The 16,204-nt window shown below is 64.6% G+C and carries 12 protein-coding genes and 1 pseudogene; 7 read left to right on the top strand and 6 right to left on the bottom strand.

The window, feature by feature from the left end:
• Positions 1-65: 65 nt before the first annotated feature.
• Both AC5P99_RS02845 and AC5P99_RS02840 read right to left on the bottom strand, forming a co-directional pair.
• Positions 66-413 (bottom strand): ribonuclease E inhibitor RraB, encoded by a 348-nt coding sequence (locus tag AC5P99_RS02845; RefSeq protein ID WP_495212874.1) that lies wholly within the window; start codon positions 411-413, stop codon positions 66-68.
• Between the two features lie 23 nt (positions 414-436).
• On the bottom strand, positions 437-2,041 hold the full coding sequence (locus AC5P99_RS02840) for a transglycosylase SLT domain-containing protein (protein ID WP_024958305.1): 1,605 nt from the start codon (positions 2,039-2,041) through the stop codon (positions 437-439).
• Positions 2,042-2,163: 122 nt separating this feature from the next.
• On the opposite strand from AC5P99_RS02840, the gene AC5P99_RS02835 reads away from it, so the two are divergent.
• Together AC5P99_RS02835 and greB are read left to right on the top strand one after the other, a co-directional pair.
• Positions 2,164-3,669, top strand: coding sequence for a helicase HerA-like domain-containing protein (locus AC5P99_RS02835; protein ID WP_012480897.1), 1,506 nt, complete (start codon positions 2,164-2,166; stop codon positions 3,667-3,669).
• A gap of 79 nt (positions 3,670-3,748) precedes the next feature.
• Complete coding sequence (greB, locus tag AC5P99_RS02830; protein WP_111108561.1) at positions 3,749-4,255, top strand: transcription elongation factor GreB; 507 nt, start codon at positions 3,749-3,751, stop codon at positions 4,253-4,255.
• 157 nt (positions 4,256-4,412) lie between these two features.
• On the opposite strand, the gene AC5P99_RS02825 is transcribed toward greB, so the two are convergent.
• On the bottom strand, positions 4,413-5,249 hold the full coding sequence (locus AC5P99_RS02825) for a DUF3025 domain-containing protein (RefSeq protein WP_043034816.1): 837 nt from the start codon (positions 5,247-5,249) through the stop codon (positions 4,413-4,415).
• A complete protein-coding gene (gene rimO / locus AC5P99_RS02820; protein WP_099479351.1) occupies positions 5,246-6,607 on the bottom strand; it encodes a 30S ribosomal protein S12 methylthiotransferase RimO in 1,362 nt (453 codons plus the stop codon). Before rimO ends, AC5P99_RS02825 begins: the two co-directional genes overlap by 4 nt.
• 204 nt (positions 6,608-6,811) lie before the next feature.
• Between rimO and AC5P99_RS02815 the strand changes: the two are divergent.
• The 3 genes and pseudogenes from AC5P99_RS02815 to AC5P99_RS02805 all read left to right on the top strand — a co-directional run bounded on the left by AC5P99_RS02815 (position 6,812) and on the right by AC5P99_RS02805 (position 8,084).
• Positions 6,812-7,482, top strand: a pseudogene (locus tag AC5P99_RS02815) (dienelactone hydrolase family protein).
• Positions 7,479-7,901 carry an HIT domain-containing protein gene (locus tag AC5P99_RS02810; RefSeq protein WP_005410497.1) on the top strand — a complete coding sequence of 141 codons (423 nt, stop codon included), beginning with the start codon at positions 7,479-7,481 and terminating at the stop codon, positions 7,899-7,901. Before AC5P99_RS02815 ends, AC5P99_RS02810 begins: the two are co-directional and overlap by 4 nt.
• A gap of 15 nt (positions 7,902-7,916) precedes the next feature.
• Positions 7,917-8,084 carry a LiaI-LiaF-like domain-containing protein gene (locus AC5P99_RS02805; protein WP_005410498.1) on the top strand — a complete coding sequence of 56 codons (168 nt, stop codon included), beginning with the start codon at positions 7,917-7,919 and terminating at the stop codon, positions 8,082-8,084.
• Positions 8,085-8,190: 106 nt separating this feature from the next.
• On the opposite strand, the gene dcd is transcribed toward AC5P99_RS02805, so the two are convergent.
• Entirely contained in the window at positions 8,191-8,763 is a 573-nt protein-coding gene (gene dcd, locus AC5P99_RS02800; protein WP_005410499.1) for a dCTP deaminase, read from the bottom strand.
• 421 nt (positions 8,764-9,184) lie between these two features.
• On the opposite strand from dcd, the gene AC5P99_RS02795 reads away from it, so the two are divergent.
• Positions 9,185-12,157, top strand: coding sequence for a TonB-dependent receptor (locus AC5P99_RS02795; protein WP_088435896.1), 2,973 nt, complete (start codon positions 9,185-9,187; stop codon positions 12,155-12,157).
• Between the two features lie 72 nt (positions 12,158-12,229).
• On the opposite strand, the gene apbC is transcribed toward AC5P99_RS02795, so the two are convergent.
• Entirely contained in the window at positions 12,230-13,084 is an 855-nt protein-coding gene (gene apbC / locus AC5P99_RS02790) for an iron-sulfur cluster carrier protein ApbC (RefSeq protein ID WP_088435895.1), read from the bottom strand.
• 212 nt (positions 13,085-13,296) lie between these two features.
• Here apbC and AC5P99_RS02785 point away from each other — a divergent pair, with 212 nt between their 5' ends.
• The gene (locus AC5P99_RS02785; protein ID WP_088435894.1) at positions 13,297-16,104 is read left to right on the top strand and encodes a TonB-dependent receptor domain-containing protein; all 2,808 of its coding nucleotides are present in this window, start codon (positions 13,297-13,299) and stop codon (positions 16,102-16,104) included.
• The last annotated feature ends 100 nt before the right edge of the window (positions 16,105-16,204 follow it).

Below are 16,204 nucleotides of genomic sequence, written 5' to 3'. Positions count from 1 at the left end.
ATCTCCGCTGATCCAACGCGTCGAGCATTGCCGGCCAGCGGCCGGCACTACTACCGGTACGCGCGTTACTGCAGGGACGGGGCCGGACCGACGTCCATGCCGTCGTAGTCTTCCACGCCCTTCTCCGCGGCCAGCGCTGCGAATTCCTGGTTGCGGCGGTCAAGCGAGGCTTCGTCGTGGATCTCCACGCGCTCCACATGCAGCACGTGGAACGGCGCGCCGCCCTCTTCCGGATCCTGTTCGAACAATTCCACGAAGGTGTAACCCTGCGCCTGCAGGTGCTGCGCCAGTGCCTGCAACGGCTCGGCAGTGGAGTGCACGAAGAAGTACCCCCACAGCAACGGGCCGGTGATGTCCCAGTCGGTGTTTTCGCGGAGGTTGGCGAACAGGTTGCGGGTGTCTTCGAGGTCCATGCGGATTCCAGGGTCGGGGGGGATTACTTGTCGCAGCCCTGCAGCTTCAGCGTCTGGCCGTGGCGCAGGCTGTAGGCCGGGGCCTTCAGGCCATTGGCGCGGGCCAGGGTGGGCACGTCGCACTGGAACTTGGCCGCGATGGCACCCAGGGTTTCACCGCGGCCCACCTTGTGGCTGCGCACCGGCTTCGGGCGCGCCGCCGGGCGCGGCGTGGCCACCGGAGCAACCGGCGTGGTCGGCACGCTGGTGGACGCGGCCGCATCGGCCACCGGCACCACGCCGCCCACGGCCACGCTTCCGGTGTAGCTGGTCGCGGCCGGGCGCTTGATTGCTGCGTTCAGATCGGCGGTGATCAGCGTCCGGGCCAGGTCGGCACGCGGGCCACTGACGCAGTTGCGCTGGTACAGGCCGGCGATGCGGGTGGTGGCATTGATCAGCGTGCCGGCCGGGATCCAGCCATCGGCCTCATAGCGCGGGTTGAGGTTGCGCAGCGCGCGCATGTAGCCATCGCGGGTGCCGTGGCTGCCCAGGCAGATGGTCAGTTCGTAGATGGTGGTCGACTTGGCCAGGCGCAGCGTGGCCGGCTGCGCGCTGATCTTCGGGAACTCCACGCCGTACTGCTGCGGGTGCAGGAAGATCCAGGCCGCGGCGATCACCATCGGCACGTAGTCCTTGGTCTCGCCGGGGAACTGGTTGTAGACGCTGTCGGTCCAGAAGCTCTGCCCGGCGCTCTGCTTGAACACGCGCGCGGCGCGGCCTTCGCCACCATTGTAGGCGGCCACCGACATTTCCACGTTGTTGTTCAGTTCGCGCAGGCGTTCGTTGAGGTAGCTGGCGCTGGCCTCGGCCGCACTGCGTGCATCGAAGCGGGTGTCAAAGCCGGTGCCATCCGGGCCGAGGCCGAAGCGGCGGCCGGTGGCCGGCATGAACTGCATCAACCCGGCGGCGCCAGCGCGCGATGAAGCATGCACGCGGCCATTGGACTCCTTGGCCATGATGCCGAACAGCAGCGCTTCAGGCAGGCCACGCTTCTCCCACTCCGGCCACATCACCGCACGCAGGTTCTGGTAGTTCTCGTAGCTGGTCAGCAACGCCGGGCGCATGTCGGTCAGCCAGCGGCGGATGCCGGCCTGCACCGCCGGGTTGTATTCGACCATGCTGTCGAAGGCGTGCCGCTTGTCGTTCAGCAGCGCGGCAGCGCGCGCGGCCTCCGGTACGTCGGCGGTAAGCGGGCCGATGTGGTCGGGGTCGGCTTCCAGGCGGTCACCGCCCTCGTCGGCCACGTCATCGCTGGCGGCCGCGTCGGCGTCGTGCTTGAGCAGGCGCTTGTAGCTGGCCAGCAGGGTGCCCATCTGGCAGCCCTTCTGCTTCACGCAGTCGTTGAGGACATCTTCCATGTCCTCCAGCGCGGCGTCGGCTTCGTTGCTGCCCTTGGGGTCGGCATTGGCGACCAGCAGCAGCGCATCGCTGTAACGCTTCTCGGCGACGGTCATGCGCTGCTGCAGCGCATCCACCTTCACCTTGTCCCGGGCCGAAACCCGCTGCGCATGGGCGTCGGGCGCCAGGGAAACCAGGCCGGCCAGGGCCAGCAGCGGCCAACCGCGGGAAATCAGGACAGGAACGGGCATTGATGGCACTGTGTGCGAAACAGGCAGGCAGAGTAGCGGCGCCGCCAAGGTCCGGGCAAGCCGACCTTCGGACCGTCACCGCCGGCGGTTAACATTGGGCTATTCACCACAAGGGCTGGACCATGGATCCGATTCTGCTCGGCAAAGGCATCACCGACGATGTGGCCGTCACCCTGCTGCCGAAACTCGGCAACCGCCACGGCCTGGTGGCCGGCGCCACCGGTACCGGCAAGACCGTGACCCTGATGACCCTGGCCGAGGGCTTCTCGCGGCTGGGCGTGCCGGTGTTCCTGGCCGATGTGAAGGGCGATGTGTCCGGCCTGGCGGTGCCCGGCACCGGCGCCGAGAACCTGCTCAAGCGCGCCGCCGAGATCGGCGTGGCCGACTACGCACCGGCCGCCAGCCCGACCATTTTCTGGGACCTGTACGGCAAGCTGGGTCACCCGGTGCGCACCACGGTCAGCGAGATGGGCCCGACCCTGCTGGCGCGCATCCTCGAGTTGAACGACACCCAGTCCGGCGTGCTCGACATCGTGTTCAAGCTGGCCGACGACCGTGGCCTGCTGCTGCTGGACATGGACGACCTGCGCGCGCTGCTCGGCCTGGTGGCCGAGGAGCGCAAGGACATCTCCACCGAGTACGGCCTAGTCAGCGCGCAGTCCATCGCTGCGATCCAGCGGTCGGTGCTGCGCCTGGCGCAGGATGGCGGCGAGAACTTCTTCGGTGAGCCGGCCCTGGAACTGGCCGACATCATGCGGGTCAATCACGACGGCCGCGGCATGATCGGCATCCTTGCCGCCGACCAGCTGGTGCTCAAGCCGAAGCTGTATTCCACCTTCCTGTTGTGGCTGCTGTCGGAGCTGTTCGAGCAGCTGCCGGAGGTGGGCGACCTGGACAAGCCGAAGCTGGTCTTCATCTTCGACGAAGCGCACCTGCTGTTCGACGATGCACCGCCGTCGCTGGTGCAGCGCATCGAGCAGGTGGTGCGACTGATCCGCTCCAAGGGCGTGGGCGTTTACTTCTGCTCGCAGTTCCCTGATGACGTGCCGGGCAACATCCTCGGCCAGCTCGGCAATCGCGTGCAGCATGCGCTGCGTGCATTCACCCCGCGCGACCAGAAGGCAGTGAAGACTGCTGCCGAAACCTTCGTGCCGAACCCGAAGCTGGACGTGGCCAAGGTGCTCAGCCAGCTCGGTACCGGCGAAGCGCTGGTGTCCACGCTGCAGGACAAGGGTGTGCCGATGCCGGTGCAGCAGACGATGATCGCGCCGCCGCGCTGCCGGATGGGGCCGATCACCGACGCCGAGCGTGCCCAGGTGCGTGCCGGCAGCCCGGTCGGCAGCCGCTACGACACCGCGATCAACCGCGAATCGGCCGCCGAACTGCTGGCCCAGCGTGCGCAGAAGACCGTCGAACAGGCGCAGGCACCGGCCGCGCGCAGCCGCGAGCAGGACGAAGCGCAGGAAGGCGGTTTCGGCCAGGCGATCAAGGACGCGATCTTCGGCACCAAGCGCCGCCAGGGCATGATCGAAACCATGGCCAAGCAGACCACGCGCACCGTCGGCACCAAACTGGGCAACCAGATCGTGCGTGGCATCCTGGGTGGCATCTTCGGCGGCAAGCGCTGATCTGCCACTACTGGGGTCGGATCCCTTTCCTGCGGAAAGGATCCGACCCCATCGTTCCCCTGAAAAGAAGTCGCACCACATGTCGCGTTGGCGTCCCCCTGCAGAAAAGAGTACCGCCCTGATCACCGCCTCCGGCCACGCCCGGCTGAAGGCCGAACTGGATGACCTGTGGCGTGTGCGCCGCCCCGAGGTGGTGAAGGCACTGGCCGCGGCTGCTGCGGAAGGCGACCGTTCGGAAAACGCCGAGTACACCTATCGCAAGAAGCAGCTGGGCGAGATCGACCGTCGTGTGCGCTACCTGACCAAGCGGTTGGAATCGCTACGCGTGGTCGATACCACGCCGACCGATCCGCTGGCGGTGTTCTTTGGCGCATGGGTGGAACTGGAGAACGTGGACAGCGGTGAGACCAGCCGCTATCGCATTGTCGGCCCGGATGAGACCGATGCTGGGCTGGGTTGGATCAGCATCGATTCCCCCCTGGCGCGTGCGCTGCTGAAGAAGCGGCTGGATGATGAGTTCTCGGTGGAGCTGCCCGGCGGCCAGTTCACCTTTGCGGTGATCGGAGTGGAATACGAGCCGTTGTAGCGTCGACTGTCAGTCGACTACCGCGCCAAGCGCGGCACAAACCTCCGCAGCCGGACGGTAAACGCACCGCGCTCCTCATCGCGGTTGATGACTCGCCGAAGCCATCTGTCGGGCGTTCACGGCCTCGGAACGAAGAGCAGTCGACTGACAGTCGACTCTACATAGCCCTGTGCAGCGGCGGCGGGTACTGGCGGCCGGCCCGCAGCGGGCGGAAGTACGCGGCATCTGCATAGAAGGCGGCATCCTGTCCTTGGTGCCAGCCCGGGATTCCCGCCAGCGGCAGCGGACGCAACTGCAGGGGATCGGTCACTGCCCTGCCCTCGGCGATGGCCGCGGTCACTGCGTCAACGCAGGCATCATCGACTTCACCGTGCACCACCACGCACTTGCCGACCAGCAGGCGCCCCGGTAGCAGCGCCTGCTCCATCAGCGCGTGCCCGAATATCGCAGCGATAGCGATGTCACCACTCTGCCAGCGCGCAGGCTCGAACAACGCCGGCCAATCATGCACGTCCCATGCGGCCAACACGTCCTCATCGCGCACACGCACGATCACACCGGTTTCGTCGAACTGGGTCAGCGCGGCCTGCGCGCGATTGCGCTGCCCCGGCGGCATGGATGCGATATGCCTGCACTGCTGCACATTGAGCACCTGCTTGAGCTGCGGGTAACGGGCCCACACCAGTGCATTGAACAGGTCATGCCAGTTGTCGGCGCGGGTGGCGATGCGCCCCTGTGCGATGCGGGCTTCGTAGTGCAGGCCGTCGGCCAGCAGCGCGGCATCCTGCTCGACCAGGTGCTTGCCGGGCAGCGTGAGGCGTGTCTCGAGCGCTGCAATGGACGGCCACTCAGGGCTGGCCAGCAGGTCATGGACGTCGCGCAACCCGGCAAACACCGGGTGCGCGAACACCTGCGGATCGACCGCCGCACGCGGCGGCGGCACGAAGCGGCGCACACCGCTGCCGTCACCGGCGGCGGTCGTCGCTGCGGTCACAGCATCTTGAGATCGAATGCCGGGCGGGTAGCGGCCGGCAGCGCATCACCGTACAGGTCGTGCTCATCGCTCTCGGTGATTTCCACGTCGACGAACTCACCCACGCGCAGCGGCACCTGGTCGGCATTCTGGATGTGCACCAGGCCGTCGATCTCCGGCGCGTCGGCCTTGGAACGGGCCACGGCGATGTCACCTTCGATGGCATCGACCAGGCACTGCTGCACGGTACCGATCTTGGCTTCCAGGCGCGCGGCGGAAATCTGCGCCTGCTTCTCCATGAAACGGGCCAGGCGTTCCTGCTTCACTTCTTCCGGCACCGCATCGGGCAGATCGTTGGCGGTGGCACCTTCGACCGGTGAGTAGGCAAACGCACCGACGCGATCCAGCTGTGCCTCGTCGAGGAACGACAGCAGTTCTTCGAACTCGGCCTCGGTCTCGCCGGGGAAGCCAACGATGAAAGTCGAACGCACAGTGATGTCCGGGGCGATGCGGCGCCAGTTCTGCACACGCTCCAGGGTCTTCTCGACCGCACCCGGACGCTTCATCAGGCGCAGGATGCGCGGGCTGGCATGCTGGAACGGAATGTCCAGGTACGGCAGGATGCGGTTCTCGGCCATCAGCGGCACCACTTCGTCCACGTGCGGGTACGGGTAGACGTAGTGCATGCGCACCCAGGCATCGAGCTCGGACAGGCCTTCGCACAGCGCCTTCAGGCGGGTCTGGTAGGCCTTGTTGCGCCACATCCTCTCGGCGTACTTCACGTCCACGCCATAGGCCGAGGTGTCCTGCGACACCACCAGCAGCTCGCGCACGCCACCACGCACCAGGCGCTCGGCCTCACGCAGCACCTCGTCGACCGGGCGCGAGACCAGCTTGCCGCGCATCGACGGGATGATGCAGAAGCTGCACTTGTGGTTGCAGCCTTCGGAGATCTTCAGGTAAGCGTAGTGGCGCGGAGTCAGCTTGATGCCATAGTCAGGCACCAGGTCCACGAACGGATCGTGCTTGGGCGGCAGTGCTTCATGCACCGCTTCCATCACGCTCTGGTAGTCCTGCGGGCCGGACACCGCCAGCACGTTCGGATACGCCTCGCGGATCTGCTCCGGGCGCTTGCCCAGGCAGCCGGTGACGATGACCTTGCCGTTCTGGTTCATCGCCTCGCCAATCGCGTCCAGCGACTCGGTCACCGCCGAATCGATGAAGCCGCAGGTGTTGACCACCACCACGTCAGCCGAATCGTAGGACGGGACGATGTCGTAACCTTCCGAGCGGAGCTGGGTAAGGATGCGCTCGGAATCGACAAGGGCCTTCGGGCAGCCAAGGCTGACGAAGCCGACTTTGGGGTTCAGCTGGGACATGGAATCGCGGGACTCTGGGGGCCTGGGCCCCTGCCGTCGTGGCAGGGGTTCCTGGGGGCCGGGGCCTGAAAGGGCGCCAGTATACCGGGGTTGGCGGCCGGGCTCTGAACGGCCAGCCGCCCGATCGCGCACAGCCGCTGACACCGCGCTAACCGGCGCAGCACCGACAATGCAGTCCTGTCCCTGCAACGAGAGTAGATGACGATGGCCGAGTGGATCACCCTGGATACGCACCACGGCGCGGTACGGGCCTGGCAGGCACTCCCCGAGGGCGCCGCGCGAGGCGGGCTGGTGGTGGTGCAGGAAATCTTCGGCGCCAACCCGCACATCCGCAGCGTGGCCGAGCGCTTCGCCGCCGAGGGCTATGCGGTGCTGGCACCGTCGTTCTTTGACCTGGTCGATGGCCCCGATGCCGACCCGGATGCCCTGCCCTACGACGCCGACGGCGTGAAGCAGGGCCTGGAACGGGTCAGCGCGCTGGGCATGGAGAAGGCGCTGGAAGTGGTTCGCGCGGCAGCCACCCGGCTGGCCCCCTACGGCAAGGTCGGCACCGTCGGCTACTGCTGGGGCGGTACGGTAGCGATGCTGTCCGCAGTGCGCCTGGGCCTGCCCTCTGTCAGCTACTACGGTGCGCGCAACGTCCAGTTCCTCGATGAGACACCGAAGGCGCCGGTGATCTTCCACTTCGGCGCCCAGGACCGCAGCATCCCGCCGGAAGCGGTCCAGGCCCATCGCGAGAAGCTGCCGCAGATGGCCACCTTCGTCTATCCGGCCGACCACGCCTTCAACCGGGAGGTCGGACATGCGTATGATCCAGACAGCGCCGCCTGGCGCTGCAACGCACTCTGGACTTCTTCTCGGAGCATCTTGGATGAGCGAATTCGAACTCGATTCACGCCTGGCCACCGATAGCGTGCTGGTGGCCGAAGGACCGTTGTCGCAAGTGCGGCTGATGAACGACGAACGATTCCCGTGGCTGGTACTGGTACCGCGCCTGGCCGGGGTCACCGAGTGGATCGAGCTGGACGGCGAGCAGCAGGACAAGCTGCGCACCGAGCTCAACCGCGCCTGCAAGGCCCTGAAGGGCGCCGACGGGGTGGAGAAGATCAACATCGGCGCACTGGGCAACATCGTGCGCCAGCTGCACTTCCACGTGATCGGCCGCCATGACGGTGATCCGGCCTGGCCGGGCCCGGTCTGGGGCAGCGGTCCCGCGCACCGCTACGAAGCGGCCGCACTGGACCAGCATGTCGCCTACTGGAAGGAACGGCTAGGATATCCGGCCCACACCTGAGCCTTCGCCGACCCGATGCGATTCAACCTCGTTGCCGCCATCCTGCTGATCCTGATCGGCCTGTTCATGCTCGCCAGCAACCTCGGCTGGACGCACCTGAACCTGTCCAAGCTGCTGCTGACCTGGTGGCCGGTGGCGCTGGTGGGTGTCGGGATCGCGATGCTGTTCGGGCGCGGAAAATAACGAAGGCGGCGCATTGCGCCGCCCTCGTTCATGCAGAGCCGAGCCATGCTCGGCTGCCCCGCCTTGAAGCCGAGCATGGCTCGGCTTCACAAACCGCCTGCAATCTTCAGGTCCGCGGCAGGGTCACACCGGTCTGGCCCTGGTACTTGCCGCCACGATCGCGGTACGACGTCTCGCAGATGTCATCGGCCGCGGCCTGGAAGAACAGCATCTGTGCAACGCCTTCGTTGGCATAGATGCGAGCCGGCAGCGGCGTGGTGTTGCTGAATTCCAGGGTGACGTGGCCTTCCCATTCCGGCTCCAGCGGCGTCACGTTGACGATGATGCCGCAGCGCGCATAGGTGCTCTTGCCCAGGCACACCACCAGGGTATCGCGGGGGATGCGGAAATACTCCACGGTACGCGCCAGCGCGAAGCTGTTCGGCGGAATGATGCACTCGTCGGCGGTGATGTCGACGAAGCTGCCCGAGTCGAAATGCTTGGGATCGACGATGGTCGAGTTGATGTTGGTGAACACCTTGAACTCGCGCGAGCAGCGCACGTCGTAGCCATAGCTGGACGTGCCGTAGCTGACGATGCGCTCGCCGTTGGCCTGCTTGACCTGCCCTGCCTCGAACGGCTCGATCATGCCGTGCTGCTCGGACATGCGGCGGATCCAACGGTCACTCTTGATGCTCATGCTCTGTCCTGTTGAACGAGGGGGAATGGGGCTGCGCCCGAGGCGGCGATTCTACAGGTGGGTCGACTGTGCCGGCGATGCTTGCCCCTCGGTCCCGAGAGCCACTTCACGGCACCGCGCCCAAGACCGACGCCTCACAACAATGAATAACAAATGAGACTTATCGTCGCATTGCAGTTCAATTAGCATACATTTGTGTCACTTTAAATCATCTCGCCAGACACGAAACAAACCGAAACAAAAAATAAAATATCTTTTAATTCAATAACCTGAGAGGATTTTTCGACACCTCGCGCTTCATGAGCGCCAGATGAACATTGCGCAGGAAAGGCTTCATCGTTACGGTTTCATTCATCCTGAACAATTCGTTCAGGTCCGTTTGAATTGAACCGCTTCCCCTCTGCAACCGCAAAGGAACACGATGAATCTGAACTTCAATGGACGCGTCCTGAAGCGCACCGCTCTCGCGGTTGTCCTGGGCGCCCTGGCCGGCACCAGCTATGCCCAGAGCACTGCCGGTGACATCGTCGGTACGGCGTCCTCCGCCGACAAGGTCCAGGTCAAGAGTCTGGCCTCGGGTGCGACCCGCGAAACCAACGTCAGCAGCGACGGGCGCTTCCGCCTCTCCCAGCTGCCGACCGGCACCTATGAGGTGATCAGCTACAGCGGCGGCACCCAAGTAGGCAGCACCCGCGTCAATGTCGTCGCCGGTCAGACGGCCACGGCCACCTTTGCCGCTGGCAGCGCCACCTCGCTGGATACCGTCAATGTACGCGCGGCCGCCGTTGCTCCGATCGACCTGAGCAGCGTGGAAACCCGCACCACTTTCACCGCCGAGCAGCTCAACTCGCTGCCGGTTGGCCGCGATGTGACGAGCGTTTCGCTGCTGACGCCGGGCACCGTCTCCTCCAGCGGCTACTTCGGCCCGGCATCGTTCGGCGGTGCCTCGGCAGCAGAGAACAGCTACTACGTCAACGGTTTCAATGTCACCAACCTGTATGACAGCCTGTCCTTCTCGGAAATCCCCTACCAGGCGATCGACCAGCTGGACGTGCAGACCGGCGGCTATGGCGCGAAGTACGGCTTCTCCACCGGCGGCGTGACCAGCGTCAACGTCAAGCGCGGCACCAACGAATGGAAGGGCGGTTTCTCCTGGACCGGTGCGCCATCGTGGGGGCGTGACCACCTCCCGAACTCGCACCGCAATGACGGCGAGATCTTCCGCGATTACAGCCAGGCCGACAGCTCCTCCAACGTCTACTCGGCCTGGGCCGGTGGTCCACTGATCGAAGACAAGCTGTTCGTGTTCGCCATGGGCCAGTTCAGCAACTCCAAGAGCTCGGTCTATGGCGGGCGCTCGGAGTACACCGACGCTGCTACCGGCGGCACCTCGTACGATTACCAGGTCAAGACGCCCTACTGGCTGCTGAAGGTCGACTGGTACCTCAACGAGAACAATCACCTGGAATACACCGGGTTCGACAACGGCAACCGCTATACCTACGACTACTACAACAATGTCTATGACGTGGAAGCCGAACGTTCCAACCGGACCAGCTACAAGGGTCAGCTGATCGGCAAGCGCGGCGGCCAGACCGACATCTTCAAGTGGACCAGCTACCTCACCGACAACCTGACCGCCTCGCTGCAGTACGGCCAGATGCGCAATACCGCCTCTGAGTTCACCGTCGACCGCAATGGCGTGATGAGCTACTACAACGGCGACGTCCACTCCCCGGACGGTGCCTGCCCGTACGTCGTCTACAACGGCAACCCGATCGGTTGCTCGGTCGCCTCGTCGGTCGACATGATGGGCGGCAAGAACGAGCGCAAGGGCGGCAAGCTGGACTTCGAATGGCAGCTCGGCAACCACCGCCTGGCATTCGGCTACAGCGACGAGAAGTGGGAGTCCACCCAGGGCACGGCTTACTCCTCCGGTGCCTACTGGGTCGTTCGCCCGACGCGCGCGCGCCCTGACGCATACCGGATCAACTACCGCACCGGCGGCAGCGTCAGCATCGACCAGAAGTCGTGGTATGTGCAGGACAACTGGCAGATCACGGACAACTTCATGCTCTACCTGGGCATGCGCAATGATTCGTTCAACAACAAGAACACCGACGGCGTGAGCTTCGTCAAGCAGGACGACATCTGGCAGCCGCGCCTGGGCTTCTCGTGGGATGTCACCGGCGACGGCCGCAGCAAGCTGTTCGGTTCACTGGGCCGCTACTCGCTGCCGGTCGCGGCGAACGTCTCCCTGCGCGCTGCCAGCCCGTCGTACTACACCGTCGACTACTACGACTACCTGGGTTCCTACGACCCGGTTTCGGGCAAGCCCAATGTCGCAGCCACGCCTTACAACAGCCTGGTCTACAACGGCGAAAACGGCTCAACTCCGGACCCCAAGGCCGTCGCCAGCCGTGGCCTGAAGCCGTACACGCAGGATGAAGCCATCCTGGGCTACCAGTACCAGCTGTCCAGCGCCAATGATTTCTTCAATGACTGGACGGTCGGCATCAAGGCCACCTACCGCAAGATCCACAACGTCATCGACGATACCTGCGACTCCCGCGCCATCTACAACGCCGCCGTGGCCGCTGGCTACGACGTGTCGAGCTGGGACAGCGAATGGAGCGTGCCGGGCAGTCTGCCGGGCTGCTACCTGTTCAATCCGGGCCAGGATCTGAACATCTCCCTGGACGTCAACGGCGATGGCACTCCGGAAGACATCCACGTGCCGGGCAACGTGCTGGGGCCGAAGGCCAAGCGCACGTACAAGGCACTGACACTGAGCGCGGACAAGCGCACCGATCGCTGGTACGCCAGCCTGTCGTATACCTGGTCCAAGCTCGATGGCAACTATGAAGGCCTGGTCAAGAGCGCCAATGGCCAGGACGATACCGGCACCACGTCGGACTTCGACTTCGCCGAGATCATGTACGGCGCGGACGGCTACCTGTTCAATGACCACCGTCATTCGATCAAGCTGTTCGGTTCGTATGATTTCACGCCCGAGTGGCAGCTGGGCCTGAACATCCAGGCACAGTCCGGTTCCCCGATCAGCTGCTTCGGCGGCGGCACCGGCACCTTCGACACCGAGTACGGCTACGGCGCCGCCTTCCACTATTGCAATGGACAGTTGTCGCCGCAGGGCACCACCGGTCGCACGCCGTGGACGCTGAATGTCAGCCCGAGCCTGACCTATCGTCCGAACTGGCTGTCGGGCCTGAGCATCCAGGCATCGGTGCTCAATGCCTTCAACAGCATCAAGCCGCTGCAGGTCTATGAGGTGACCCGCGACGAAGACTACGACCGCACCTACAACAACGTGGGCGTGGGCAAGTACTACACCACTCCTCGCTACGTCCGCTTCCAGGTCCAGTACGACTGGTAAACGGTTCCCTCTCCAGGAACTCCTCGGATTGCCGCCGGCCTCGCGCCGGCGGCTTTTTCTTTGCGGCCGCGGTCAGAGCAGCGACGACAGGATCGGAATCGACGCCCGCGGGCGCTTGCCCACTTCCTCGATCAGGCGCTGCGCGGCATGGCGGTAGGCCTGCGCCGGCACCGAATCGGGCTGCGCCACGGTGATCGGGGTACCGCTATCGCCCTGCTCGCGGATGCCGATCTGCAGCGGCAGCGATCCCAGCAGCGGCACGCCGTACTGCGCGGCCATGCGCTCGCCACCGCCCTCGCCGAACAGATGCTCGACATGCCCGCAGTGGCTGCAGGTGTGCACGGCCATGTTCTCGACAATGCCCAGCACCGGCACCTCGACCTTCTCGAACATCTTCAGCGCCTTCTTCGCATCCAGCGTCGCGATGTCCTGCGGCGTGGTGACGATCACCGCACCGGCCAGCGGGATCTTCTGGGTCAGAGTCAGCTGGATGTCGCCGGTGCCCGGCGGCAGGTCGATCAGCAGGAAATCCAGGTCATCCCACAGCGTGTCGTTGAACAGCTGGGTCATTGCCGAGGTGGCCATCGGACCGCGCCAGATCATCGGCGTGTCCTCTTCGATCAGGTAGCCGATCGACATCGTGTCCACGCCGAACGCGCGCAGGGGTTCGATGCTCTTGTTGTCGGGGCTTTCCGGCCGCCCGGACAAGCCCAGCATGGCAGGCACGCTGGGGCCGTAGATGTCCGCGTCCAGCACGCCAACACGTGCACCCAGCTGCTGCAGCGCCACGGCCAGATTGACCGAGGTCGTCGACTTGCCCACGCCGCCCTTGCCGGAGCCGACCGCGATGACATTGCGGATGCGGGCATGTGGCGTCAGTCCCTTCTGGACCTGGCTGGCATGGGGGCGGCGGGGGGAACTGTTCACAACGGGCACCAGCTGTATCAGGGGGAATAACCCAACATCATACAAGCTGGACGTAGCCTGACTGAAATTCAGGATTGCTACAGATTCGTGCACAGATTGTTAAGTTCATGTTACGTTCCTGAAGCACTGTTTTGGGCTGCGAAGCTGGTTCCCAGCGCGCACGATGGCGCATGCGCAGTGCCGTTTTTGTTTTTGCTCTCTATTGGAACTACATGAAATACGCAAGCAACACCGCACGTCGCAACACGCTCGCCGTCGCCCTGATTTCCGCCCTGATGGCCGCCGCCCCGGCAATGGCCCAGGACAAGGCGACCAACCTGGACAAGATCACCGTCACCGGTTCGCTGATCCCGCAGACCCAGGTTGAAACCCAGACCCCGGTGATGTCCATCACCTCCGAAGACATCCAGGCACGCGGCTTCACCAGCGTGGCCGAAGTGCTGCAGCAGTCCTCGCTGACCACCGGCGGCCTGCAGGGTGGCCAGACCTCGGGTGCCTTCACCCAGGGCGCCGAAGCTTCCGGCATGTTCGGCCTGAACCCGGGTTACACCAAGTACCTGATCAACGGCCGCCCGATGCTCTCGTATCCGGCGCTGTACAACGGCAGCGAATCGTTCAACAACCTCAGCGGCATTCCGGTCGACATCGTCGAGCGCATTGAAGTGCTGCCGGGCGGCCAGTCCTCGCTGTACGGTTCGGACGCCATCGCCGGCGTCGTCAACATCATCCTGAAGGAGCGCATGGACGGCGGCACGATGACCGTCCGCGGCGGCACCTACACCGAAGGTGGTGGCAGCAACCTGCGCATCAGCGGCGCGCATGGCTTCACTGCCGTCGACGGGCGCTTCAACGCACTGGTCAACGTCCAGTACGAAAAGGGCAACCCGATCTGGGGCTACCAGCGCGACATCACCCGCCAGACCAACCCGGTCGGCTTCACCCCGCAGGCTCCGTCCAATGACTTCCTGGTCACCGGTGGCGGCAAGTACTACATGATGGACCCGAGCCGCTGCGCCAATGTCGCCGGCCTGTACGACGGCACCACCACCGTCGGCTTCCGTGAAGGCAAGGGCGAGTCCTGCGGCTCGATCTACAGCGCGGGCTACAAGACGCTGAAGAACTCCAAGGACAGCGGTCAGTTCTACTCGACCATGACCTTCGACGTGAACGACAACCTGCAGCTGTTCGCCGACGTGCTGTACAGCAAGGAAAAAACCGAGTTCACCTCCGGCTCCAGCGCCCTGTGGTGGGGCACGCAGTCGGGCATGGGCGGCTTCTACGACCAGGGCCTGGGCAAGGTCGTGAACCTGCAGCGCGCCTTCGCGCCGGAAGAAATCGGCGTCGGCGACTACAACAACATCCTCAATGCCGACCGCAGCCGTTCCTACCAGGTCACCCTGGGTGCGAAGGGCATGTTCGGTGACTGGGACTACAGCGCCAGCTTCACCCGTGGCGAATACCGCCTGGACCAGGACCGCTTCGTACGCTGGAAGGACAAGATCAACGGCTTCTTCGCCGATCGCGTCCTCGGCCAGCAGCTGGGCACCTACACCGACCCGAAGACCGGTGGCCAGTTCGGCATCTACAACCCGAACTATGCTGCGTTCTACTCGCCGATCACCCCGGAAGAGTTCGGCAGCTTCACCGGCTACGGCACCCACCACAGCAAGACCTGGCAGAACCTGGGCCGCGTGCAGCTGACCAACGGTTCGCTGTTCAGCCTGCCGGGCGGTGACGCCGGCCTGGCCGTGGTCCTGGAAGGCGGCAGCGAAGGCTGGAACTACTCGCCGAACCAGTCGTTCATCGACGGCAATGTGTGGGGCACCACCGCCGTGGCCGGCGCCGGCCACCGCAGCAGCTACGCGGTGACCTCCGAGCTGCGCATGCCGCTGCACGAAATGGTGACGGTCAGCGCTTCGGGCCGCTACGACGCCTTCAAGATCGCCGACAGCACCGTCGACAAGGCCACCTACAGCATCGGCGTCGAGTTCCGCCCGCTGGAAAGCCTGCTGTTCCGCGGCAAGTACGGCACCGCCTTCCGTGCACCGACCCTGTCCGACGCCTTCCAGGGCATGAGCGGTTCGTACGCGTCCAGCCAGAATGACTACTACCGCTGCAACCAAGCGGGCTTCGCGCTGAACGACGACCTCTGCCCGTACTACAAGAACACCTCGGTCTACAGCGAAAAGTCCGGCAACCCGGACCTGAAGCCGATCACCGCCGACGTGTGGAGCGCGGGCGTTGTGTGGGCACCGGTCAGCAACTTCTCGCTGTCGGTTGACTACTACAACTGGAAGATCAAGAACGAGGTCAAGACCCTGAGCAGCGACCAGCTGCTGATGGCCGAGTACGCCTGCGCCACCGGTGCCGTGAACAACACCTCGGCCAGCTGCCAAGATGTTGCCAACTGGATCACCCGTGACAACGCCGGTGCGATCACCCGCGTCTACACCCCGAAGCTGAACGTCGCCAGCCAGAACCTGGAAGCGGTCGCCGTCAGCGCCAAGTACCAGCAGGACATCGGCCGCTTCGGCTCGCTGAACTTCTCCGGCAACTACACCAACATGCTGAAGCGCGAGCTGCAGCCGCTGCCGGGTGCCCAGAAGATCGACCTGCTGAGCGATCCGTACAACATGTACTACTACGACAACTACGCCAAGGTGCGTGGTGACCTGTCGGTGGCCTGGAACATCGACAAGTTCACCACCACGGTGTACGCGAACTACGTCGGCAGCACGCCGAACTACGTCGCCTACCTGGGTCGCAGCTACGACTACACCAACCGCTACGGCGCCAAGGCCGGCAAGTGGGGCTCGTACACCACGTACAACCTGAGCTTCGCCTACCGCGCACAGGAAGACCTGACCCTGTCGCTGATGGTCAACAACGTCTTCAACAAGATGCCGACCGGCCAGCGCTACAGCTACGAGGGTACCGATGGCACCCCGTACAACAGCGCCTTCTACAGCATCTACGGCCGCTCCATCCAGGCCCAGATGAAGTACGACTTCGGCAAGTAATCCCGTCGTTTCCCGGACTTCGTGTCTGGATCAGGCCCCGCTTCGGCGGGGCCTTTTTTTTGGGACTGCGTCAGGCCGGCCGGAATCATTCAGCATCCAG

The organism is Stenotrophomonas sp. YJH_SMC_80, from assembly GCF_059372495.1.
The sequence above is the reverse complement of the archived record's forward strand: the minus strand, read 5'-3'. Positions and strand labels throughout refer to the sequence as shown.